This window comes from Janthinobacterium salmonicoloratum, from assembly GCF_051380845.1.
GTDB classification, from domain to species: domain Bacteria; phylum Pseudomonadota; class Gammaproteobacteria; order Burkholderiales; family Burkholderiaceae_D; genus Janthinobacterium; species Janthinobacterium lividum_F.
The window spans coordinates 158,647-180,822 of sequence record NZ_JBNYXV010000001.1 but is presented as its reverse complement, the minus strand read 5'-3'; the positions used below and the strand labels follow the sequence as shown (position 1 = coordinate 180,822).

General features: G+C 62.2%; 20 protein-coding genes. 13 read left to right on the top strand and 7 right to left on the bottom strand.

Annotated features, from left to right (window positions below):
- Window positions 1-28: 28 nt before the first annotated feature.
- From ACQ4WY_RS00775 to ACQ4WY_RS00765, 3 genes are all read right to left on the bottom strand, one after another.
- Window positions 29-286 carry a hypothetical protein gene (locus ACQ4WY_RS00775; RefSeq protein WP_436502393.1) on the bottom strand — a complete coding sequence of 86 codons (258 nt, stop codon included), beginning with the start codon at window positions 284-286 and terminating at the stop codon, window positions 29-31.
- Window positions 287-377: 91 nt separating this feature from the next.
- On the bottom strand, window positions 378-1,331 hold the full coding sequence (locus tag ACQ4WY_RS00770) for a 2-hydroxyacid dehydrogenase (protein ID WP_436502392.1): 954 nt from the start codon (window positions 1,329-1,331) through the stop codon (window positions 378-380).
- 113 nt (window positions 1,332-1,444) lie between these two features.
- Window positions 1,445-2,122: a hypothetical protein gene (locus tag ACQ4WY_RS00765; protein ID WP_436502391.1), complete on the bottom strand. Its 678-nt coding sequence runs from the start codon at window positions 2,120-2,122 to the stop codon at window positions 1,445-1,447.
- A gap of 232 nt (window positions 2,123-2,354) precedes the next feature.
- Here ACQ4WY_RS00765 and ACQ4WY_RS00760 point away from each other — a divergent pair, with 232 nt between their 5' ends.
- The 9 genes from ACQ4WY_RS00760 (at window position 2,355) to ACQ4WY_RS00720 (ending at window position 13,073) form a co-directional block, all read left to right on the top strand.
- On the top strand, window positions 2,355-4,571 hold the full coding sequence (locus ACQ4WY_RS00760; RefSeq protein WP_436502390.1) for a TonB-dependent receptor: 2,217 nt from the start codon (window positions 2,355-2,357) through the stop codon (window positions 4,569-4,571).
- A 103-nt stretch (window positions 4,572-4,674) separates the two neighbouring features.
- Entirely contained in the window at window positions 4,675-5,550 is an 876-nt protein-coding gene (locus ACQ4WY_RS00755) for a hypothetical protein (protein ID WP_436502389.1), read from the top strand.
- Between the two features lie 68 nt (window positions 5,551-5,618).
- On the top strand, window positions 5,619-6,776 hold the full coding sequence (locus tag ACQ4WY_RS00750) for a sensor histidine kinase (RefSeq protein WP_436502388.1): 1,158 nt from the start codon (window positions 5,619-5,621) through the stop codon (window positions 6,774-6,776).
- A gap of 128 nt (window positions 6,777-6,904) precedes the next feature.
- Window positions 6,905-8,359 carry a circularly permuted type 2 ATP-grasp protein gene (locus ACQ4WY_RS00745; protein WP_436502387.1) on the top strand — a complete coding sequence of 485 codons (1,455 nt, stop codon included), beginning with the start codon at window positions 6,905-6,907 and terminating at the stop codon, window positions 8,357-8,359.
- Window positions 8,353-9,297: an alpha-E domain-containing protein gene (locus ACQ4WY_RS00740; RefSeq protein WP_034787425.1), complete on the top strand. Its 945-nt coding sequence runs from the start codon at window positions 8,353-8,355 to the stop codon at window positions 9,295-9,297. Before ACQ4WY_RS00745 ends, ACQ4WY_RS00740 begins: the two co-directional genes overlap by 7 nt.
- Entirely contained in the window at window positions 9,297-10,106 is an 810-nt protein-coding gene (locus ACQ4WY_RS00735) for a transglutaminase family protein (protein ID WP_436502386.1), read from the top strand. The genes ACQ4WY_RS00740 and ACQ4WY_RS00735 overlap by 1 nt, the downstream gene beginning before the upstream one ends.
- A gap of 91 nt (window positions 10,107-10,197) precedes the next feature.
- On the top strand, window positions 10,198-11,076 hold the full coding sequence (locus tag ACQ4WY_RS00730) for a proteasome-type protease (protein ID WP_353657249.1): 879 nt from the start codon (window positions 10,198-10,200) through the stop codon (window positions 11,074-11,076).
- A 108-nt stretch (window positions 11,077-11,184) separates the two neighbouring features.
- The gene (locus ACQ4WY_RS00725; protein ID WP_436502385.1) at window positions 11,185-12,543 is read left to right on the top strand and encodes an alpha/beta hydrolase; all 1,359 of its coding nucleotides are present in this window, start codon (window positions 11,185-11,187) and stop codon (window positions 12,541-12,543) included.
- A gap of 104 nt (window positions 12,544-12,647) precedes the next feature.
- Entirely contained in the window at window positions 12,648-13,073 is a 426-nt protein-coding gene (locus tag ACQ4WY_RS00720; RefSeq protein WP_436502384.1) for a Fur family transcriptional regulator, read from the top strand.
- Window positions 13,074-13,088: 15 nt separating this feature from the next.
- Here the strand turns inward: ACQ4WY_RS00720 and ACQ4WY_RS00715 are convergent, their stop codons facing one another.
- From ACQ4WY_RS00715 to ACQ4WY_RS00700, 4 genes are read right to left on the bottom strand one after another with little or no spacing between them, the layout of a single operon-like run.
- A complete protein-coding gene (locus tag ACQ4WY_RS00715; RefSeq protein ID WP_436502383.1) occupies window positions 13,089-13,607 on the bottom strand; it encodes a GNAT family N-acetyltransferase in 519 nt (172 codons plus the stop codon).
- Window positions 13,608-13,651: 44 nt separating this feature from the next.
- Complete coding sequence (locus ACQ4WY_RS00710) at window positions 13,652-13,846, bottom strand: hypothetical protein (protein ID WP_436502382.1); 195 nt, start codon at window positions 13,844-13,846, stop codon at window positions 13,652-13,654.
- 39 nt (window positions 13,847-13,885) lie between these two features.
- The gene (locus ACQ4WY_RS00705) at window positions 13,886-14,881 is read right to left on the bottom strand and encodes a CobW family GTP-binding protein (RefSeq protein ID WP_436502381.1); all 996 of its coding nucleotides are present in this window, start codon (window positions 14,879-14,881) and stop codon (window positions 13,886-13,888) included.
- Between the two features lie 19 nt (window positions 14,882-14,900).
- Window positions 14,901-16,127, bottom strand: a complete 1,227-nt coding sequence (locus tag ACQ4WY_RS00700) for a GTP-binding protein (protein WP_436502380.1) — start codon at window positions 16,125-16,127, stop codon at window positions 14,901-14,903.
- 264 nt (window positions 16,128-16,391) lie between these two features.
- Here ACQ4WY_RS00700 and ACQ4WY_RS00695 point away from each other — a divergent pair, with 264 nt between their 5' ends.
- The 4 genes from ACQ4WY_RS00695 to ACQ4WY_RS00680 all read left to right on the top strand — a co-directional run bounded on the left by ACQ4WY_RS00695 (window position 16,392) and on the right by ACQ4WY_RS00680 (window position 22,137).
- A complete protein-coding gene (locus ACQ4WY_RS00695; RefSeq protein WP_436502379.1) occupies window positions 16,392-17,438 on the top strand; it encodes a hypothetical protein in 1,047 nt (348 codons plus the stop codon).
- A 114-nt stretch (window positions 17,439-17,552) separates the two neighbouring features.
- On the top strand, window positions 17,553-19,655 hold the full coding sequence (locus ACQ4WY_RS00690; RefSeq protein ID WP_436502378.1) for a bifunctional 2',3'-cyclic-nucleotide 2'-phosphodiesterase/3'-nucleotidase: 2,103 nt from the start codon (window positions 17,553-17,555) through the stop codon (window positions 19,653-19,655).
- 56 nt (window positions 19,656-19,711) lie between these two features.
- Window positions 19,712-20,404 (top strand): tetratricopeptide repeat protein, encoded by a 693-nt coding sequence (locus ACQ4WY_RS00685; protein WP_436502377.1) that lies wholly within the window; start codon window positions 19,712-19,714, stop codon window positions 20,402-20,404.
- A 296-nt stretch (window positions 20,405-20,700) separates the two neighbouring features.
- A complete protein-coding gene (locus tag ACQ4WY_RS00680; protein WP_436502376.1) occupies window positions 20,701-22,137 on the top strand; it encodes a catalase in 1,437 nt (478 codons plus the stop codon).
- Window positions 22,138-22,176 lie beyond the last annotated feature (39 nt).

Genomic DNA, 22,176 nt, shown 5'->3' with positions numbered 1-22,176 from the left:
CTGGCGGTGCTGCCCATGGGCTGGCGGCTCAGGCGCGTTGTAAACGCCACCACAAAAAACCGGCCAGCAAGGCTGGCACGGCAAAAATTACTGCAAAAATCGGTAGTTCCTCGGCGATGGAATAGCCGGCTACGAGCACGCCCACCGCCATGTTGATGCCGGCGCCCAGCAGCCACAAGGGAATGAAAGCCAATGCCGCGTGCGCCATCGCGCCCTTACTCCACCCCAGCAGCAGGCAAAGTGCCAGCAGCGCAAAACCTGCGCCCATCACCAGTATCGTATGCATAGCCGCTCCTTCATCCATGTAAAAATGCCACTACATGATGTTAATGCATTTCGCTGGCGCCAGAAAACGATACGCTGTACGTGGCGGGCGGCTAGGTCTTTACTGGCGTGAGCAGGGGCAAGCCGGCGAAGTGTGCGGCCAGATTATCCACCACCAGTTGCCCCATCGCATGGCGCGTTTCCACGGTCAGGCTGCCCACATGCGGCGTCAGCACCACGTTCGGCAAGGCGCGCAAGGCGGCCGGTACGCGCGGTTCGTCCGCAAACACGTCGAGACCGGCCGCGCCCAGGTGGCCATCCTGCAAGGCGGCGATCAGGGCGTCTTCATCGATGAGGGCGCCACGCGCGATATTGATCAGGGTGCCTTGCGGGCCCAGCGCATCGAGCACGCTGCGGTCGATGATCTTGCGCGTGGCCGGCGTGCCCGGCGCGCAGACGATCAGGTAATCGCTTTCCTGCGCCAGGGCCAGCAGGGATTCCGCGCGCGGCACGCTAGTGCCGGCAATGGCGCGCGGCTGGAAGTAGCGGATCTGGACGCCGAAAACGGCCAGGCGCAGCGCGATGGCTTGCCCGATCTGGCCGAAGCCGAAGATGCCGGCCGTCTTGCCGCGCAGGCTAGATGCGGGGGCGATGGCCTCACGACGTTCCCAGCCGCCATCGCGCACGAAGCGGTCGAGTGTCACGATATGCCGCGCACTGGCCAGCAGCAAGGCCAGCGCCACGTCGGCCACGTCATCCGTCAGCACGTTCGGCGTGGTGGTGACGGCGATGCCGCGCTCGCGCGCCAGGTCGAGCGCCACGCCGTCGAGACCGACGCCATTGACGGCGACGATTTCCAGCGCGGGCAGCAAGCCCATATCGGTGGCGTTCAAGCCCAGCGCGCCCGTCGTGACGACGGCGCGGATGGCTGGCGCGCGCTGGGCCAGCCAGGCGTGGCGCTCGTCCGCCGGCACTTGCCAGGCGTGGTGGCAGGTATATTGCTGTTCCAGCTGCGCGTTGACTGCAGCCGAAGGACTGGGAGCGAGGATGAGGAGTTCGGGTGGCATGGGCGTCCTGGGTCGTGTCGACATGAATTGCAGACGCAACTTAGCATATTTGATGCCCGGCCGGGGGTGACTGCCCCGGAATCGCCGTCAAAACCCTGCCATCGACTCGGCATTTAGCCTGGGCAAGGCACGCGTTTCACCTTGCCGCCCGTCTTGAACGGGTCGGCGCCAGCGCCTGGGTTTGCATCCATGCCGTAGCACGTGGCGCCGCCGGCGCTGACGACGCGCGTGGCGGGCCGGCCATCGGCCGTCAGGTATTCCTCCACGCGGATGACGGGGCCGCCGCGCCAGGCGGAGGCAACCAGCTTCTGGAAGGTGCTTTCGCTCTTCAGGTCGGCTGCGGCCAGCCATGGCTGGTCTTGCTTCAGCTCGCCGCGCAGGGCCTTGTCGGCGGCGCCCGCAGCCAACCGGACGCGCGTGCGCAAGTCTGCGCCAGACGGCGCGGTGGCAGGCGCGTCGAGCAATTCTTCGGCGGGGACGGTAATGGTTTGTGCCGTCACGGCAGACATGTCAGGGACGGCGGGCGGCGCAGTAGCCCGTGCGCGCGGCATGGGAGCCGGCATCGGCATCGGCAAGGCCATCGGCGGCGCCTGCGGCGTTGGCCGGGGCGGCAGCAAGGTCATGAAAGCCACTTCCGTATATTGCTTGAGCTGCCTAGCCGGCAAGAGCAGGAAATACAGTCCCAGCGCGTGCATGGCCAGGATCAGCGCGACGGCCGCGCCTTTCAGGCTCAAGCCGCTCCGTATGCGCATGCGCATGGAAGCAGACTGTAGATGGCGGTGCAATGGCATGCGGTTTCCTGTAGGCGCCGGGCGCGATGGCCCATTTTAGCGAAACTGCGCAACGAGCATTAATAAATCCACAAGGTATCGTGTGGCGCACCTTTTTCCGCCAGATTCCAGTGCCTGGCTACCAAGTGTTGTACAAATGGCGACTTTTTTTATGGCATTCTCACACTTTCTCACACCCCGCGCCGCGCTGGAATATAATGATAATCATTCTCATTAATATCCAGATAATACCATGCGCACCTTCCGCCTAGCCCCTACCCCGTTCGCCCTGGCCGCCTTCCTGCTGGCCAGCGCCGCCGCCCAAGCCCAAACCACTGCTGCGACACCGGCCAGCGACGCGCAAACCATGCCCACGGTGGTCGTGAATGCCTCGGCAGATGCCTCGGCGGAAGGCTTGTCCAAAGCCTATGCGGGTGGCCAGGTGGCGCGCGGCGGACGCACGGGCATCCTCGGCGCCGTGGACATGATGGACTCGCCATTCGGCAGCACCAGTTACACGCAACAATTCATTGCTGACCAGCAAGCGCGCAGCGTGGGGGACTTGCTGCAAAGCGATCCGGCCGTGCGCATGTCGCGCGGCTATGGCAATTTCCAGGAAGTGTATGTGATACGCGGTTTCGCCCTCGATTCGGACGACGTGGCGTATAACGGCCTGTACGGCGTGTTGCCCCGTCAATATGTATCGCCGGAACTGCTGGAGCGCGTGGAAGTGTTCCGCGGCGCCAGCGCCTTCCTGAATGGCGCGGCACCGGGCGGCAGCGGCATCGGCGGCGCCATCAACCTGATGCCCAAGCGTGCCGGCAACACACCGCTGACGGAATTGACGCTGGGCGTGGAATCGGGCGGCCATGCCTATGCGGCCATCGACGTGGCGCGCCGCTTTGGCGAGCACCAGGAATTTGGCGTGCGCGTGAATGCCGCCAAACGCCAGGGCGAGACCAGCATCAAGCGCGAAGACCACGACGTGGGCATGTTCTCGATGGGCCTCGACTATCGTGGCCGCGGCTACCGCCTGTCGGCCGATGCCGGCTACCAGAATTTCGACTTGACGGCGCCGCGCCCTTCCATCAGTACCGGCAGCCTGACGGCCTTGCCAGGCGCGCCCGATGCATCGAAGAACTTTGCCCAGCCGTGGAGCTATTCGAAGGAACACGATGTGTTCGGCACGGCGCGCGCCGAAGTGGACCTTGCCAAGGATGTGGTGGCATGGGCCGCGTTTGGCAGCCGTTCGACGAAGGAGTCGAACAGCCTGGCCCAACCGACGTTGAGCTCACTCAATGGCGATGCCAGCGTGTACCGCTTCGATAATGCGCGCAAGCAGGAAATCCGCACGGGTGAATTGGGCATCCGGGGCAAGGTCCGCACGGGCACCGTCCGGCACACCCTGGTGGCCAGCTGGTCCGGTCACTGGAATGAAGCAAAGAATGCGTACGCGATCAGTGACTACGCGGGTTTGCCGACGAATATCTACCATCCGCTGGACGTGGCCATGCTACCCACCCTGCCCCCGAACTCGGGCGGCGTGATGAGCGACCCGCGCCTCACCCAGAAAACCATCCTCAACAGCTATGCCGTGGCCGATACCATGGCCTTCCTCGACGACAAGCTGCTGCTGACCGTGGGCCTGCGCCGCCAGCAGATCCGCGACGCGGCGTATGCCTACGGCACGGCCGTGCAGTACTCCAGCTATGACAAGAGCGCCACCACGCCCGTGGCCGGCATCGTCTACAAGGCCAGCAAGAACGTGTCGTTGTACGCCAACTACATCGAGGCGCTGGTCAAGGGACCCGTTGCCAGCGGTACCTATTTTGATGGCAAGAACGACCTGCCGTTGAGCAACAAGGGCGAGGTATTCTCGCCATACAAGTCGAAGCAGAAGGAAATCGGCATCAAGTACGACGGTGGCAGGCTGGGCATGAGCGCCGCCCTGTTTTCCACGGCCAAGCCTTTGCCGGCCGTGGTCGGCTCGCGCGCTACCCTGTCGGGCGAACAGCGCAACCAGGGCCTGGAACTGTCACTCTTCGGTACGCCAATGGCAGGGGTGCGCCTGCTGGGCGGCCTGACCTGGCTCGATACGGAACAGCGCAAGACGGACAAACCGGCCAACAATGGCAAGGATGCCATCGGCGCGCCAAAAACACAGCTCAGCGTGGGCGGCGAATGGGATGTCCCCGGCACGCCTGGCCTGTCGCTGAACGCCCGTACCGTCTACACCTCGACACAGTATGCGGATCTGGCCAACAGCAAGCAGTTGCCATCCTGGACCCGCGTCGATATCGGCGCGCGCTACCTGACGCAGGTGGCGGGCCGTGACGTGACCTTGCGGGCGCGCATCGACAACGTTGCCGACCGCAGCTACTGGGCATCGGCTGTCTCCTCGTTCGACGCCGGCAGCCTCGTGCTGGCCGCGCCGCGCACCTTCGTCCTGTCGGGCAGCGTGGCGTTCTAACTCAGCCTCCGCCAGCCTGCGCCAAAGCTGTCCCATGAACGGGGCAGCTTTTTTTTCGCGTGCGCGCCTGTGCCGCAAGGCGCGCTTCGGCGACAATGCCCGCATGAAACGACTCCCTGCCCTGTTGCTCTTGCTGTGCCTATCCCTGCCGGCCGCTGCCCAGAAGCAAGCCGCCTGCCCGTATGCCGCCTGGAAAAGCGGTTTCAAGGGCGATGCGCGGGCGCAAGCCACGTGCTTGCTGCGCCCTGTGAAACTGTATGCGCGCCTGGGCGACAGTGCGCCGCTGCCGGACTTTCTTGCCGCCCGCATCGGCCAGCGCACGGGCATCGCCCCGGCCCGCCTGCGCGCCTGGCTGGCCGAGCAAGGCATCGTCGAAGCTGACGTGGGCGGCGCCGTCGACGCTCCCCTGTCGCGCGCCGTGGGCCGGCTGGCCGCGCCCATGGCCCGCTATTTCGTCATCCATGACACCAGCTACCCGAATTTCTTGTTAGAAACCATTCCCGGCCATATCAACGACGCCAGCTGGGACTTCAACGACTTTACCTTGCGCAATCCGGCGCTGGGCGGCGGCCCGAAAGGCCATGTGTACGTGAACCGCCTCGGCGATTCACTGGCCGTGCGCGACTTTGGCACGCCCGGCTACGCCAGCAAGCTGGAAAAGGACAAGCCTTCGCTGACGGGCCTGTTTCTGCACGTGGAACTGGTGCAGCCGCGCCACTCCGTGCCTGGCGGCGGCAAGGGCAACGATGGCCTGGCTCCTGATCCCGGCTTTACGCCCGCGCAATACGAGCGCCTGGCCCTGCTGTATATCGCCGCCAGCGTGCGCAAGGGCACGTGGCTGATCCCCGCCTTCCACGCCGTGCTCGATACGGGATTTGCGAACGGTCATGACGATCCGCAAAACTTTTCGCTGGCCGACTGGTCAGCCTCTCTTTCCCGTCTGCATGCGGCCCTTTGGCAGGCCGATACTGGACAATAAGGCGTTTCCCTGGCGGCGGATTAGGCGCATACTATTGAAAGCATAGCCATTCCTGTCAGGGAGTTCAGGTGAGTATTACCACGGATCATCAGGCGGATCGCCAGGCAGGCGCGCGCCATCCACTGCAGCGCGCGCAGCGCCTCTTTGCCATGCGCGACGCCGTCCTCAGCGTCTGGGAACAGCGCGTGCGCGCCAGCGTACAAGGCGCTGACGAGTTGCTGACACCCATACTCACCAATACCTTGCCGGCCTTTTTCGATAACCTGGCCGAAGCGCTGACCCCGGGCCACCCTCGCGAAAATGCCACCAGCAACAGCAACGTTCCCGCCGTGCATGGCAACGAACGGGCGCGCATGACCAATTACGGCCCGGAACAAGTGATCCAGGAATACCAGATTTTCCGCGACTGCTTCGCCGCCGTCGCACATGAGTCCGGCATCAGCTTGCGCGGCAAGGATTGGCAAGTGATCAACGCATCGATCGACGTGGGCATCCGCGAATCGATACGCGAATTTACCAGCATGCACGAAGGCTTCCGGCGCCGCATCGCAGCCGGCCTGTCGCACGACATGCGCAATCCCCTGGCCGTGATCAGCACCAGCGCCCAGCTGCTGCTCAGGCTAGCGGACCCGGAACGGGTGGTATTGCTGGCGCACAAGATTGCCGAGCACAGCAAGCGACTCGACAGCATGATCGAGGAATTGCTCGATGGCCTCAGCTACCACCAGGGCCAGCAACTGCCGCTGGCCCTGAGCCAGTTCGATGTGCTGCCCCTGGTGCATGCCGTGGCCAGCCAGGTCAACCTGCAGCAGCCGGACAAATGCCAGGTCAGCGGGCAAGCCGTCGTCGGCTGGTGGTGCGAGAATTCGCTGCGGCGCGCGCTGGAAAACCTGCTCGGCAATGCACTCAAGTATGGCGACGACACGCCCATCAGCGTGCATGTGGAAGCGGTCCACGAACGCCTGATCGTCACCGTCCACAATGGCGGCCCCGCCATCGCGCCGGAACAGGCCAAACGCATCTTCGACTACCTGCGCCGCGAGAACGACAACCCCGCGCCAGGCTGGGGCATCGGCCTGCCCTTCGTGCAGAACGTGGCCGAAAGCCACGGCGGCAGCATCGCCGTCGACAGCGCACCCGAAACGGGCACCAGCTTCATCTTCGACGTGCCCGTCGATTGCCGGCCCTTCGTCCAGCCCGCTGACGTCCCCAAGAGTGACACCTAGCGCACCGAATTGGTGCGAGTGGCGGCGCAACGCCACAAAAATGGTCATATTTGCACCTGTTCACGCCCGCCCTGTTGGCACGCTTCCTGCTGAGCTATACCTAGACACGGCTCAAGGGAAATCACAACATGGCAAATTTTTTCAATGAAATGACTGCGGATGAAGTGGGTACGGACAGCAAGGTGCGTGAACACTATCGTGAATTTGACAATTGGCTGGCGCAGCAATCCCCCGAGACCATCGCCCGCAAGCGGGCCGAAGCCGACCTGACGTTCCGCCGGGTCGGCATCACGTTCGCCGTCTACGGCGACGATGCCGGCACGGAACGGTTGATACCGTTCGACACCATCCCCCGCATCATCCCCGCCGCCGAATGGGCGCAGATGCAGACGGGCCTGGTGCAACGCGTACAAGCCTTGAACATGTTCATCCATGATATTTATCATGAGCAAAACATCATCAAGGCGGGCATCATCCCCGCCGAGCAAATCTACAAGAACGCGCAATACCGCCCGGAAATGCAGGGCATTGCCGTCGCCTCCGACATTTACGCGCACATCGCCGGCGTCGATATCGTGCGCGCCGGCCAGGGCGAGTTCTATGTACTGGAAGACAACTTGCGGGTGCCGTCCGGCGTGTCCTACATGCTGGAAGACCGCAAGATGATGATGCGATTGTTCCCGGAACTGTTCGCCCGCAACCGCATCGCCCCCGTCGACCATTACCCGGACATGCTGCTCGACAACCTGCGTTCCGTCGCCCCCATGGGCGTGGACGACCCGACTGTCGTCGTCATGACGCCCGGCATGTACAACTCCGCCTACTTCGAACATGCCTTCCTGGCCCAACAAATGGGCGTGGAACTGGTCGAAGGCAAGGATTTGTTCGTCAACGACAATTCCGTGTACATGCGCACCACGCGTGGCCCCAAGCGCGTCGACGTGATCTACCGCCGGGTCGACGACGATTTCCTCGACCCGCTGGCCTTCCGCTCCGATTCCTCGCTGGGCGTGCCGGGCCTGCTGTCCGTGTACCGCGCGGGCCGGGTGACTTTGGCGAACGCCATCGGCACGGGCGTGGCCGACGACAAGTCGATCTACCCCTTCGTGCCCGACATGATCAAGTTTTACCTGTCGCAGGAACCGATACTCAACAACGTACCCACCTATCAGTGCCGCAAGCCGGCCGACCTGTCCTACGTGCTGGCGAACCTGGCGAAACTGGTCGTCAAGGAAGTGCATGGCGCGGGCGGCTATGGCATGCTGGTGGGACCGGCGTCCAGCTTGGCGCAGATCGAGGATTTCCGCCAGCGCCTGCTGGCCAATCCGGGCGGCTACATTGCCCAGCCCACCCTCGCCCTGTCCGCCTGCCCCACCTATGTGGACGCCGGCATCGCGCCGCGCCATATCGATCTGCGCCCGTTCGTGCTGTCCGGCAAGACGATTTCCATGGTGCCCGGCGGCCTGACCCGCGTGGCGCTGGGCGAAGGCTCGCTGGTGGTCAATTCCTCGCAAGGGGGCGGCACCAAGGATACCTGGGTACTGGAAGCCACATCCGCTTTTGCAGGAGAGAAAACATGCTGAGCCGCACTGCCGATCATTTGTTCTGGATGGCCCGCTACACGGAGCGGGCGGAAAATACGGCGCGCATGCTCGACGTCAACATGCAAACGTCGATGCTGCCCCAGTCCGAGCAGGACGCGGAACAGGGCTGGCGCGCCACCCTGGGCATTTCCGAGCTGCAAAGCGCATACGACCATAAATATGGCCGCTTCCACACGCGCGACGTGCTCGACTTCATGGTGCGCGACCCGAACAATCCGTCTTCCATCCTCGCCTGCCTGACGGGGGCGCGCGAAAATGCCCGTGCCGTGCGCGGCACCCTGACGACGGAAGTGTGGGAAATCCAGAACGCCACCTGGCTCGACATGCAGAAACGCCTGAAAAGCAATTTGCTGGAAACGGACCCCAGCCAGTTCTTCGAATGGGTCAAGTACCGCTCGCATCTGTCGCGCGGCGTGACGTTGGGCACCATGCTCAAGGACGAGGCGATTCACTTCATTCGCCTGGGCACCTTCCTCGAGCGGGCCGACAACACGGCGCGCATCCTTGACGTGAAGTTCCACGGCGCGCGCGACACGTCGAAAGACATCACCCAGCGCGACTTTTACTACTGGGCGGCGCTGCTGCGCTCCGTTTCCGGCTTCGAAATCTACCGCAAGGTCTACCGCGACGTGATCACGCCGGCGCGGGTGGCGGAATTGCTGATGCTGCGCGGCGACATGCCCAGGTCATTACTTGCATGCATGGATGACGTGGTGGAAAACCTGAAACATATCCGCAACGATGTCTCGGCCGATACGGAACGCTTCGCTGGCAAATTGCACGCGGAGCTGAAATTTGGCCATATCGACGACATCATGAAGGCTGGCTTGCACCATACGTTGACGGAGTTTCTGGAAAACATCTACGACCTGGGCAACCGGGTCAGCCGCGACTTCCTCGTTCCCTTGGCGGCCTGATGCAGCTCACTATCCGTCACGAAACCCATTACGCCTACAGTGCGCCGCTGGCCTACACCATCCAGCAGCTGCACCTGACGCCGCGTATCGAGCCGCAGCAGCGCGCCTTGTCCTGGCAAATCACCACGCCGGGCCAATGCCACGCCTATACGGATGCCTACGGCAATCTGTCGCACATGCTGACGATTAACGGCAGCCATCATTCCCTGAGCCTGGTGGCGCATGGCGTGGTGGAAACCATTTATCCGCACAAGGGACGGCTGAATCTGATCGATACCTTGTCGCCGCTGTTGTTTACGATGCCCACGCCGTTGACGCAGGCCAACCCGGCCATCCTCGATCTGGCCGCCGCCAGCTTGCCGGACCAGCGCGTGACGGCGGGCACGGGCCATCTGCTGCGCCTGGCCGAGCACATCGTCGGCAAGGTGGCGTATGAAAGCGGCGCCACCATGGTCACCACCACGGCCGGCGACGCGCTGGCCCTGGGGCGCGGCGTGTGCCAGGACCATGCCCATCTGTTCCTGGCTTGCTGCCACGCCTGGGGCATCCCGGCCCGCTATGTGTCCGGCTATATCGATCCGGGCACGACGGGCCACGCGGCCAGCCACGCCTGGGTCGACGCCTGGACGGAAGACACGGATTTCACGGGCTGGGTCAGCATCGACGTCACCCATGCGCGGCTGATGACGGATGCATATTGCCGCCTGGCCATCGGCCGCGACTATGATTCGGCGGCCCCGGTACGCGGCGTGCGCCAGGGGGGTGGCACGGAAACCTTGAGAGTCGATGTGCAGATCGTGCCCGTGTAAACCGGCAGGAATGAGGCTGGCCGGGCCTTGCCAGCAGGTGGCACGGTCCGGCTGGTGTAGAATGCTCCCCCTTTTGACTTGATTTACGACGATGACTTATTGCATAGGCATGCGCCTCAACGAAGGCCTGGTCTTCCTGTCCGACTCCCGCACCAACGCCGGCGTGGACCAGGTGGGCACCTTCCGCAAGATGAGCGTGTTCGAAAACCCGGGCGACCGCATGCTTGTCCTGATGACGGCCGGCAACTTGTCGATCTCGCAGGCAATCCGCCAGATCGTTTCCGAACACGTGGATGCGGATGGCCGCAGCATCTGGAACGTCGCCAGCATGTACGACGCGGCGCGCATCGTGGGCGAAGCCGTGCGCACCGTGCACCTGCGCGAAGCGAAGGCCTTGGCCGACTGCGGCATCGATTTCAATGTCAGCATCATTCTGGGCGGCCAGATAGGCGCCGAGCGCTGCCGGCTGTTCCAGGTGTATTCGGCCGGCAATTTCATCGAATCGCACGATGAGAACACCTATTTCCAGATCGGCGAAGCGAAATATGGCAAGCCCATCATCGACAGGGTCATCAACCCGTTTACGCGCCTGGACGAAGCGGCCAAGTGCGCGCTCATTTCCATGGATTCGACCTTGCGCTCGAACATTTCCGTCGGCTTGCCGCTCGATCTGCTCGTCTACGAGACGGGTAGCCTGGCTGTCACGCGCTTCGTCACCATCGATGAAAAGAACCAGTATTTCCGCATGATCCGCGACACCTGGGGCGAACAATTGAAACATGTGTTTGAAGGCATCGTCGATCCCGTGTGGAATGCGGCGCCGGAAACCACCACGAACGTGCTGTCCTCAAGCAATATGCACAGCAAGCCCGTGCGCGTGGCCATCCCCGACCACGTGAGCCGAGGCGGTCTGACAGTGGCGCCCTTGCAATCGCTGGCGCAGCAGTTCAGCGACGACAAGCAGCATTGATCTGCCGCGCACCGCCTGCGCGCGGTGCTGGACAAGTCGCTTTGCGCGTGCTTTTATGGCAATATGGGTTGACATTTAATCCAGATTGACCTGAAAGGCAGGTGGCGCATGGACTTGATTACTTCCGCTGTCGTGGCGGCCATCGGGCATGGCGCGCCCGGCCACGCGCCCGAAGTCATCGCCAGTCATTTTCAAAGGCTCAAGCAGGCCATCGCCAAGTTCGACAGCGCCGCCACCATCCTGGCCGCCATCGCCGCGCTGGAAGCCGAGCCTGACGATAGCCAGCTGCAATTGGCCCTGTCGGCCGCCCTGTCCAGCGCGAAAGTGCCCGATGACATGGAAACCCTGTTTGCGGCGCAAGGCTTGCTCGATGCGCTGCAGCGGCCTGTCCCCCAGCTACCCGAAGTGCAAGCCGCGCCCTCGCCGGCCGATAAAAGCGCCGTCGTATCCAATTATGCGGTCGTCAAGGTGTATTTCGCCACGGACCGCCAGCGCGACGTGGGCAAGCCGCCGGCCCAGCGGTTCAGCGGCGAACGCAGTAAAGGAGTGAGCAGCGGCAATGGCGGCGGCGATGGGCCGCTCAGCTATGGCAGTTGCGACATCAGCATCCCCCGCGACCACCGCATGGGCCAGCTGGAATCGCCGTCGCTGTGGCGCCTGGAGTTTCGCGACGACCCGGCCAAGCACGTGCTGCTGCTCGATGCCGAGGTGCAAGACCGCGAGCTGTTCTTTGCTGCATTAACGGCCCAGATCCGCGCCTCGGCCGGCAAGAGAGCCTTTGTCTTTGTGCATGGCTATCACGTGAGTTTCGAGGATGCGGCGCGGCGCACGGGACAGATGGCCTACGACCTGGGCTTCGACGGCGCGCCCGTGTTCTACAGCTGGCCGTCGCGCGGCGACCTGGCCGCCTACACCATCGATGAAAACAATATCGAGTGGAGCACGCCCCACCTCACGGCCTTCCTGGCCGACTTTCTCGCCAACACGGAGGCGGCGCAAGTGTACCTGGTGGGACACAGCATGGGCAACCGGGGCCTGGCGCGGGCCGTGGCCGACCTGCTGGCCGCGCAGCCGCAACTGGCGCAAAAGATCACGGAAATCATCCTGTCCGCGCCCGATATCGACGCCGCCATCTTCAAGCACGATATCGCGCCGAAACTGGCCGGCGCGCGCAACCCCGTCACCTTGTATGCCTCGTCGCAAGACCTGGCCCTGGCCGCCTCGAAAGCCGTGCACGGCTATCCGCGCGCGGGCGACAGCGGCGCCGGCATGCTGATCGTGGCGGGCGTGGAAACCATCGACGCCACCGGGGTCGACACGAGCTTCATGAAACATGCGTATTTTGCGGAAAAGCGCTCGGCCCTGTCCGACATGTTTTATCTGATACGCAACCATGCGCGCGCGGACCAGCGCTTTCTCGACCCCGTCGATACGGTCGCCGGCCGCTATTGGACGTTCAAACCATGACGCCGTTCCATCCGGTGCGGCACGCATGCTAAGATACGGCCCAGAGGGTGGCAACGGGCACGGCGATGACGCCGCCAGCCGATCCCCCCGCAAGCAGGCCTATCATGTTGACATCATCTTCTACACCGCAAGCCGAATCGCTGATCCGCAACACCAACGCCCGCGTCACCAAGACACGCGTGAAGGTGCTCGACTTTTTAATGACGCAAAGTCGTTCGCTGACCCACCACGAAATCCAGCAAGCGCTGTCGCAGGACAGCGATATCGATTCCGTCACCTTGTACCGGGTGCTGGAATGGCTGACGGAAAATGAACTGGTGCACCGCATCGCGGGTGCAGACCAGGTGTGGCGCTTCAGCGCCGGCGCCGGCCACCAGGCGCACGAGCACGCGCACTTCCAGTGCACCAAATGCGCGAACGTCACCTGCTTCAATGAAGTCAAGCTGCCGCCGCCCGTGCTCTTGCCGGAAGGCTTCAGCGGCGGCGAAGTCGATTACCTGATCAAGGGTGTGTGCCCCCGCTGCAAGTAAGCGGTGCCAGCAGCATTACCTGATCAATAAAGCCAGGTGATGCTCGTCATAAAACAAGTCGCCCACGCGCATCGAGCGCGGCTCCGTGCCATAGGCGATAAATCCCAGCGATTCATACAGTTGCCGTGCGGCATTGTTTTCCGCATTCACGCTCAAGTGCACCTGCATGACAGCGGGATCGTGTTCGGCCTGTTCGATGCAGGCCTTCACGAGACGCCGCGCCACGCCCTTGCCCCGCTGCGTTACATCGACGAACACGCCCCATAGCAAGGCCTTGTGCCACAGTTGCCGCAAGGGTTCGCGCCGCAAACCGGCAAAGCCGACCAGGCGCGCGCCATCGAAGGCGCCAAAACCGCGTTGCATGGCGCCGCCGGCGATGCGCTGCGCGTGTTCTTCCGGCGTGCGCGCCAGTTCATCCTCGCGCGACGAGGAAAACGAACTGGGCGAGTCAAGGATGGCGCGCAGGCGCAGCGCGCAAAAGGCGGCGGTGTCTGCTGGCGTCAGCAGGCGGATGACGATATCAGGTGCGGGCATGGTGGAATTCGGCAGTTTTTTTCCATTATACCCACGCCCCCGTCTCAGGCACGCACGCGGCGCAAGACTAGCAAGCTGCGCGCATTCAAGGCGGAGATCAACAACAGCAAGGCGATGGGCAGCCATGCCAGCCAGCCGAACAGCTTTGGCGATGGCGTAAATTGCCGTGATGCCAGCGCCGCCACGGCCACGATGGCCAGCACGGTGACGCCATGGCCCAGCGCAAACAGCGCCCCCATCCACGGTCAGCGCCATGGCGGGCAAGCCCGCTTCCACGCTCATGCGGCCACCGGGACTGGACTGGCCACGCAGCGGTCCAGGCCCTGCGTCAGCATCTGCTGCGGCAAGTCGCGGCCGATAAAGATGATCTTGCTGGCGCGCGTTTCACCGTCGCGCCACGGCGCGCCCAGCTCCGAGCCCATCAGCATGTGCACGCCCTGGAAGACAGCGCGGCATGGCGTATCAGCAATGTACAAAATGCCCTTGTAACGCATCAGCTGGGTGCCAAACAGCTGCACCACGGCATCGAGAAAGTTTTCCACCTGCAGCAAATCGAGGGGCTGGGACTGGTGGTAGACGAACGATTGCACGCCGTCGCCATGGCGGTGGCCCAGTTCCCCCAGGAAATCCGGCTCCAGCTCGACGATGGCGTTCAGGTTGAAGCCGCGTATGTTCAAAATGTCGCGCAGCGGCACATTGCCAAAGCGCACTTTCTGTATGCTGGCGCGGCCGTTGATGGCGATCAAACGCTGGCGCAGCGCGGCCAGCTCGTCCTTGCTGACCAGATCCGTCTTCGACAACAGGATGCGGTCGGCAAAGCCCACCTGCTCCTGCGCTTCCCTGTGTGCCGTCAATTGCTGCTGCGCATGGCGCGCGTCCACCACCGTCAATATCGCGTCCAGCATGTAGCACTCGCTGATTGACGGCTCCGCAAAAAAGGTTTGCGCCACGGGACCCGGCGCGGCCAGGCCCGTCGTCTCGATGATCACGTGATCGAACGCGATGCTGCCTGCTGCGCGCCTGGTGTGCAGCTCGCCCAGGATGCGGATCAGGTCGCCGCGCACGCTGCAGCAGATGCAACCATTGTTCATTTCCACGATCTGCTCGTCGCTATCTTGCACCAGCAAGCCATGGTCGATGCTTTCGGCGGCGAATTCATTTTCGATCACGGCGATGCGCACGCCGTGATCGCCCTGCAATATGCGCTTGAGCAAGGTGGTTTTCCCGCTACCGAGAAAACCCGTGATGATGGTGACGGGGATCAGTTCTGTCATCTTTCTTTCCTATCGATGGTTAATCTTCAAGTTCTTCCATGCGCTGCCATTGGGGGAACGGGTCGGGCAGCTTGCGCCAGGCGGCCATGCCCTGGCGCGTTTCCGTGTAGTTGAGTTGACATTTCTTCAAGCCCGCCTCGATGGCGGCCTGGTCCATGTCCTGCCCGATGAAGACAAGCTCCTGGTAGCGATCGCCATACGTTTCGCTCCATCCCGCTTTTACTTCCGCCAGCGAGGCCGCATCCGTGGGCCAGCGCTCCCTGGGCACGGACACCCACCACAGACCCACGGGTTCGATATTCATCAGCTTGCCCGCGCCGGACAGGCTGGCCACCCATTCGGGCCGGCTGGCCAGCCAGAAATAGCCCTTGCTGCGCACCACGCCCGGTATCGGCTGCGCAATATAGTCATGCAGGCGCTGCGCGTGGAATGGTTCCTTCGCCCGGTAGACAAAGCTGCTGATGCCATAGGTTTCCGTTTCCGGCGTGTGCACACCGGCCAATTCCTGGGCCCAGCCCGGTATGCTGGCCGCCTGCTCCAAGTCGAACAAGTTCGTGCCCAGGATCGCGTCGAGCGGCACGACAGACTGGTTGGTTTCGATAATGCGCGCGCCGGGATTCAGGGCTTTTAAAATGGCCAGCACCCGCAGGCGCGCGTGCGCATCGACCATGTCGACCTTGTTGAGGACGATGACATTGGCAAACTCGATCTGTTCCGTCAGCAAGTTGGCCAGTTGGCGGTCGTCGCCCTCGCCGGCGATTTCACCGCGCTGTTCCAGGCTGTCTTCGCTATGAAAATCGTTCAGCAAGTTGGCGCAGTCGACGACGGTAACCATGCAGTCGATGCGCGCCACGTCGTTCAGGCTGTCGCCGTGCTCGTCTTCGAAGTTGAAGGTGGCCGCCACGGGCATCGGCTCGCCCACGCCCGTCGATTCGATCAGCAGGTAGTCGAAGCGGTCCTCAAAGGCCAGGCGCCGCACTTCCAGCAATAAATCGTCGCGCAGGGTGCAGCAGATGCAGCCGTTCGACATTTCCACCAGTTTCTCTTCCGTGCGCGACAGGGCCGCGCCCGCCGCCTCGGCGCTGTCCTTGACGAGCGAGGCATCGATATTGACTTCGCTCATGTCGTTGACGATGACGGCAACGCGCTTGCCTTCGCGGTTGCGCAGTATGTGGTTGAGCAAGGTCGTCTTGCCTGCGCCGAGAAAGCCGGACAGGACGGTGACGGGGAGTTTGTGCTGGGGCATGGGAATTCCTTCGGCTGGCTGAATTACTGGGTTGGCGATTCTCTCGCTAATACAAATGAATTGCGTTTTAGAATTATAATGCAACTAACTTGCATTTGCGTAGCAATCTTTGCCTGCCAACTTGAAAAGAGAGCCGTGCGCCACCTCGCTGCCATGCCAGGCCATGACATGCCCGACGTGCTACAGTGGAACTTTACCGCTCATGCTATCGACACAAGCGCATGGTGGCTCGACGTTTAAATTTTCACAATCACCAAGGAAACGATGTTCTTACGCAGCTCCACAACGCTTCTTGCCTTACTTGTTTTGATGATGGGCAGTGCCATTGCGGCAGACATAAGAAAGCCGATCAAGCACTATCTTTACTTCAATCACCGCGAACTGAACGGGGAAAACATCACCTCGGATAAGGCCTTAAGCGATCCCCGCTTCAGCGGCGCGCAAATCGTGTACACATGGCGTAACCTGGAGCCGGAACAGGACCGTTATGATTTTTCGGCGATCCGCCAAGACATCACCTATCTCGATTCAATCGGAAAAAAGTTGTGGATACAACTGCAGGAAAAATCCTTCACGCCACGCCATAATGTGCCGGCCTATTTGCTCAGTGATCCTCGCTACCAGGGTGGCATCATCAAGCAAAGCATGCTTTCCGCGCCGGAACGCGACCCGCACAAGCCGGTGACGGATGATGAATATGGCTGGTCGCCAAAAATGTGGGAAGCGCCGGTACGCGAGCGTTATCAACGCTTGATCCAGGCGCTGGGCAAGGAATTTGACGGGAAAATCGAGGGCATTAATTTCAGCGAAAGTTCGATCGACATTGGCGTTGAGGATAGCAAAGGAAATACTACTTTCCCCGATGATTTCAAGCCGCAAAAATATGTGGATGCCATCAAGGAAAACATGCAGGTACTGGCCGCTGCTTTTCCCCACACCACCACCATGGTGTATTTAAACTTTCTGCCCGGTGAATGGCTGCCGTGGAACGACAAGGGCTATATGCGCAGCCTGTTTGCGCAAGCGCAAACGCTGCATATGGGCGTGGGCGGTCCTGACCTGATGCCGTATCGAAAGAGCCATATGGGCCAGAGTTACGCCTTTATCAAGGACTACCCTGCGAATCTGGTCAAGGGCATGGCCGTACAGGACGGTAACCTACGCCAAATCAATCCCCGTACCAGGCAAAAAAATTCAGTCGAAGATTTGCTCGATTTTGCCCGCAATTACCTGGGCCTGGACTATATTTTCTGGGTAGAAGACGAGCCTTACTTTAGCAATGAAGTGCTGAAAAAACTGCCGGCGCATTGACAGACAGTCGCGCCATCGCGCGGCAGCGTGCATCCATGCGCCTTGCACGGCTGTCATCGCCGCGTCATATGGCGGCGTTACAGTCGCGTCCTTTGAATCTTTCCGAGGGCGGTAATGAAAACAAATTGGGTCATGCTGGCGGCGCTGGCAAGTGCGGGTCTCGTCGGTTGCAACGGCAGTTCGAATACCCCGGCGGCGCCGGCCATTCCCGAAGGCGCGACGGTCACCGTTGCCTTGCTGGAAACTACCGATATCCACTCGAACGTCCTCAGCTATAACTATTACGCGCTGGCCGAAGACACGAGTCTGGGCCTGGAACGCACGTCGACCCTGATCCAGGCGGCGCGCGCGGAAAATCCGAACAGCGTCTTGCTCGACGATGGCGACGTCATCCAGGGCACCTTGCTGGCCGATTTGCAAGCCGTAGCCGCGCCCGTGCCCTGCTCCGGCACCCTGGCCGTGCACAAAGCCATGAACGCGCTGAAGTACGATGCGGGCGGCATGGGCAACCACGAATTCAACTATGGCTTGCCCTACCTGAGCCAGATCACCAATACGGATTTCGGCATTCCCGGCGTGGCCAAGCCGACGGGCACGTGCGGCGCGCCCGCCTTCCCTTCCGTGCTGAGCAATGTCGTCGGCGTGTCCAGCGGCAAGCCGATTTTCCAGCCCTACACCCTGCTGCCCCGCGATTTCGCCGCCACGGCGCCCGATGGCAGCAAGCTGAGCGTGAAGATCAATGTCGGCGTGCTGAGCTTTGTGCCGCCGCAAATCCTCGAATGGGACCAGAAAGTGCTCGCTGGCAAAGTCAGCGTGACGGGCGTACAGGAAGCGGCGAAACAGTACGTGCCGGAATTGCGCAACAAGGGCGCCGACCTCGTCGTGGCCCTGTCGCATGGCGGCCTGGACACAAGCGCCTACAGCCCGAAGATGGAAAACGGCAGCTATCACCTGACCAGCACGGGCATCGACGCGCTGATGATCGGCCACTCGCACTTGATCTTCCCGAAAGGCAAGGAAGAAGGCGCGGCCGCGCTGGACGCCTCGTTTGCGGCCTTCCCGGCCAGCGCCAAGATCGACGCCGAAAAGGGCTTCGTGAACGGCGTGCCGACCGTCATGGCGCAAAGCTGGGGCCGCCGTCTGGGCATCATCAAGCTGACGATGGTGTATCAGGGTGGAAAGTGGGTAGTGCAGCCGGCCAAGACGACGGTGGAATCGCGCGGCTTCAAGTATACGGATGGCAAGACCCTCGTGAAAGCCGATCCGGCCATCGCGCCGCTGGTGGCCACCGAACACGCTGCCACTATCGCCTACGCCAAGCAGCCGCTGGGCATCAGCACGGATTTCGAGATGTCCGCCTACTTCGCACTGGTGGGCGACGTGAGCGCCATCCAGCTGGTGAACCAGGCGCAGCTCGATTACGTGAAGAACTTCATCGCCACCAGCACGGATGCAACCTTGTCCAGCTACAAGAACATCCCCGTCATTTCCTGCAGCGCGCCATTCAAGGCGGGCCGCAACGGGCCGTCCGACTTCACGGACGTGGCTGCGGGCGCGACGCCGGCCGCGCCAATCGGCTTGCAAGTACGCAATCCAGGCGACTTGTATTTGTATAGCAATAACAACCTGCAAGCCGTGAAGATCAAGGGCGCGGACTTGAAAGCGTGGCTGGAAACGTCGGCCAAGCAATTTGGCCAGATCGACCCGACCAGTAGCGCCGAGCAAGACCTGGTGCCATCGTATGGCACGATCTATAACTATGACGTGTTCTATGCGGAAAACAATGCGCTGACGTACCAGATCGACGTGACGAAAAAGCCGGGCAACCGCATCGTCAACCTCACGTACAAGGGCGCACCCGTGGCCGATGGCGATGATTTCATCGTCGCCACCAACGATTACCGCGCCGGTGGCGGCGGCGCCGTGCCCGGCATCGATGGCAGCAAGACCATCATCAAGTCACCCGATGCGAACCAGGCCGTGGTCAGCAACTACCTGGCGGCGCTGAGCACCAAGGGCGGCAAGGTGACCCTGGCAGCGAATGGCAGCGCGCGCAGCTGGAGCTTCGTCAAGACGGCCACGGCCGGTCCCGTGATCCTGCGTTCGGCGCCGGGCCATCTGGCATTGGCGCAAGGCAGCGGCATCGCCAACGTGGCAGCCGAAGGCGGACTCGACGCCAGCGGTTTCGCCAAGTACCGCATCGACCTGAGCAAATAAGGTCCATGGGCCGGGACTGCGGTGGTTCCGGCCTGTTTTGATGAAAGGTGATCCAGATGAAACACGCACTTTCTCTCCCCGCCGTCGTGCTGGCCGCTGTCCTGGCCGCCTGCCAGTCTTCGCCACCGCCCACGGCGGCGGAAATCGAAGCCGTCGCCATGCATGCGCGCCAGGCGGGCGACCAGCAGGCCGAGCGCCGTGTGCGCAGCTGGGCCAGCAAGGACATGCCCGTCGCCGAGCGCGAACTGGCGCTGATTTACCAGCCCCGGCCCGAGCGCCGCGCCGAGGCTCTGGCCCTGTTCGAACAGGCGGCCCGCGCCGGCGACACGGAAGCGGCCTTCGAACTGGGGCAGATGCTGCGCGCAGCTACGCCCGGTCAAGCCTGGCTGTGGTACCGGCAAGCGGCGCAGCAAGGCCATGCGAAGGCGGCCTTGATGCTGGGCTTGCTGGCGGCGAATGGCGAAGGCGTGCCGAAAGATCAGCATGAAGCGGCGCACTGGCTGGCCAAGTCGAGCGAACTGGGCAATCCACACGCCATGTTCCTGCTATACAACGCCTACCGCGAAGGCCGCGGCGTGCCGCGCGACCTGGCCAAGGGCCGTGAATTGCTGGAAGAAGCGGCCCACCACGAATACCCGCCCGCCATCCAGGAACTGGCCATGACGGTGCAGGCGAACGACGCGCTGCGCGCCGGTCACCTGATGAAGGAAGCCACGGAACACCGGCATAACAATTGGAACCGCTTTTAAAAACTGGGTTTTACAACCTGGACAAAAGGCCAGTGGCGTGAGCTAGGCCAGCCTTTATATACTTGCAACTTGCAAGCGTGCGGGAGTGTCAGCCATTCGGCGCTTATGATACAAGGATGCCGCCCGTGCTTGCATGGGCGGCGTGGCAAGCCGTCTCGCACAAAAAGATTTACACTGATTTGCATTTTAGAAATTTTACTCTGGACCAGCCCCGGTGAATGTTCATTCAACCCAGCCAGTGTTTGAGTAGCGCCGGTGCGTCCATTGCTCTGCCTAGCCATGAAAGAAAGAGTCCAATGAAAAAGCTGACCACCGCCTTTGGCGCGCCTGTAGTCGACAATCAAAACATCCAGACGGCCGGCCCTCGCGGCCCCGCCCTGCTGCAAGATGTCTGGTTCCTGGAAAAGCTGGCCCACTTCGACCGCGAAGTCATTCCCGAGCGCCGCATGCACGCCAAGGGTTCCGGCGCGCACGGCACGTTTACCGTCACGCACGACATCACGCGCTATACGCGCGCGAAAATCTTTGGCGAAGTGGGCAAGAAAACGCCGATGTTCGCGCGCTTTTCCACGGTGGCCGGCGAACGAGGCGCGGCGGACGCGGAACGCGATATCCGCGGCTTCGCCCTGAAGTTCTACACGGAAGAAGGCAACTGGGACTTGGTCGGCAACAATACGCCCGTGTTTTTCATGCGCGACCCATTGAAATTTCCCGATTTGAATCACGCGATCAAGCGCGACCCGCGCACGGGCTTGCGCAGCGCCAACAGCAACTGGGATTTCTGGACCTCGCTGCCTGAAGCTCTGCACCAGGTAACGGTGGTGATGAGCGACCGGGGCTTGCCGCGCAGCTTCCGCCACATGCATGGCTTCGGCAGCCATACCTTCAGCTTCCTGAATGCGCAAAACGAGCGTTTCTGGGTCAAGTTCACGTTCAAGACCCAGCAAGGGATTCAAAACCTGACGGATGCGGAAGCCGAGGCGCTGGTCGGCAAGGACCGCGAAAGTTCGCACCGCGACCTGTATGAGAGCATCGAGAACAAGGATTTCCCCCGCTGGACCCTGTACGTGCAAATCATGCCGGAAAAAGAGGCAGGCACGTATCACCTCAACCCCTTCGACCTGTCGAAAGTGTGGCCGCACGGCGACTACCCGCTGATCGAAGTGGGCGTGCTGGAACTGAACCGCAATGCCGACAATCACTTCGCCGAAGTGGAACAGGCGGCCTTCAACCCGGCCAACGTGGTACCCGGCATCAGCTTTTCGCCGGACAAGATGCTGCAGGGCCGGCTGTTCTCGTATGGCGACGCGCAGCGCTACCGCCTCGGCGTCAACCACAGCCATATCCCCGTCAACGCGCCGAAATGCCCGTTCCACAGCTATCACCGCGACGGCCAGATGCGGGTCGACGGCAATCAGGGGGGCACCTTGGGCTATGAACCGAACAGCGAGCAGGAGTGGGCCGAGCAGCCGGACTTCCGCGAGCCGCCCTTGAGCCTGGAAGGCGCGGCCGACCACTGGAACCACCGCGTCGATGAGGATTACTATTCGCAGCCGCGCGCGCTGTTCCACCTGATGACCCCGGCACAGCAGCTAGCCTTGTTCGACAACACGGCGCGCGCCATCTCGGGCGCCTCGGAACAAGTCAAGCAACGCCACATCGGCAACTGCACCCTGTGCGACCCCGCTTATGGCGCGGGCGTGGCCGAAGCGATCGGCCGCCTGAGCAAATAAGGCAGGCTGATAAATGACGAGGAAGGCCTGGCAACAGGC

Coding starts and splice junctions, on each gene's coding strand:
- ACQ4WY_RS00775 (WP_436502393.1), bottom strand. CDS start 286: ATGCATACGATACTGGTGATGGGCGCAGGTTTTGCGCTGCTGGCACTT.
- ACQ4WY_RS00770 (WP_436502392.1), bottom strand. CDS start 1,331: ATGCCACCCGAACTCCTCATCCTCGCTCCCAGTCCTTCGGCTGCAGTC.
- ACQ4WY_RS00765 (WP_436502391.1), bottom strand. CDS start 2,122: ATGCCATTGCACCGCCATCTACAGTCTGCTTCCATGCGCATGCGCATA.
- ACQ4WY_RS00760 (WP_436502390.1), top strand. CDS start 2,355: ATGCGCACCTTCCGCCTAGCCCCTACCCCGTTCGCCCTGGCCGCCTTC.
- ACQ4WY_RS00755 (WP_436502389.1), top strand. CDS start 4,675: ATGAAACGACTCCCTGCCCTGTTGCTCTTGCTGTGCCTATCCCTGCCG.
- ACQ4WY_RS00745 (WP_436502387.1), top strand. CDS start 6,905: ATGGCAAATTTTTTCAATGAAATGACTGCGGATGAAGTGGGTACGGAC.
- ACQ4WY_RS00740 (WP_034787425.1), top strand. CDS start 8,353: ATGCTGAGCCGCACTGCCGATCATTTGTTCTGGATGGCCCGCTACACG.
- ACQ4WY_RS00735 (WP_436502386.1), top strand. CDS start 9,297: ATGCAGCTCACTATCCGTCACGAAACCCATTACGCCTACAGTGCGCCG.
- ACQ4WY_RS00730 (WP_353657249.1), top strand. CDS start 10,198: ATGACTTATTGCATAGGCATGCGCCTCAACGAAGGCCTGGTCTTCCTG.
- ACQ4WY_RS00725 (WP_436502385.1), top strand. CDS start 11,185: ATGGACTTGATTACTTCCGCTGTCGTGGCGGCCATCGGGCATGGCGCG.
- ACQ4WY_RS00720 (WP_436502384.1), top strand. CDS start 12,648: ATGTTGACATCATCTTCTACACCGCAAGCCGAATCGCTGATCCGCAAC.
- ACQ4WY_RS00715 (WP_436502383.1), bottom strand. CDS start 13,607: ATGCCCGCACCTGATATCGTCATCCGCCTGCTGACGCCAGCAGACACC.
- ACQ4WY_RS00710 (WP_436502382.1), bottom strand. CDS start 13,846: ATGGGGGCGCTGTTTGCGCTGGGCCATGGCGTCACCGTGCTGGCCATC.
- ACQ4WY_RS00705 (WP_436502381.1), bottom strand. CDS start 14,881: ATGACAGAACTGATCCCCGTCACCATCATCACGGGTTTTCTCGGTAGC.
- ACQ4WY_RS00700 (WP_436502380.1), bottom strand. CDS start 16,127: ATGCCCCAGCACAAACTCCCCGTCACCGTCCTGTCCGGCTTTCTCGGC.
- ACQ4WY_RS00695 (WP_436502379.1), top strand. CDS start 16,392: ATGTTCTTACGCAGCTCCACAACGCTTCTTGCCTTACTTGTTTTGATG.
- ACQ4WY_RS00690 (WP_436502378.1), top strand. CDS start 17,553: ATGAAAACAAATTGGGTCATGCTGGCGGCGCTGGCAAGTGCGGGTCTC.
- ACQ4WY_RS00685 (WP_436502377.1), top strand. CDS start 19,712: ATGAAACACGCACTTTCTCTCCCCGCCGTCGTGCTGGCCGCTGTCCTG.
- ACQ4WY_RS00680 (WP_436502376.1), top strand. CDS start 20,701: ATGAAAAAGCTGACCACCGCCTTTGGCGCGCCTGTAGTCGACAATCAA.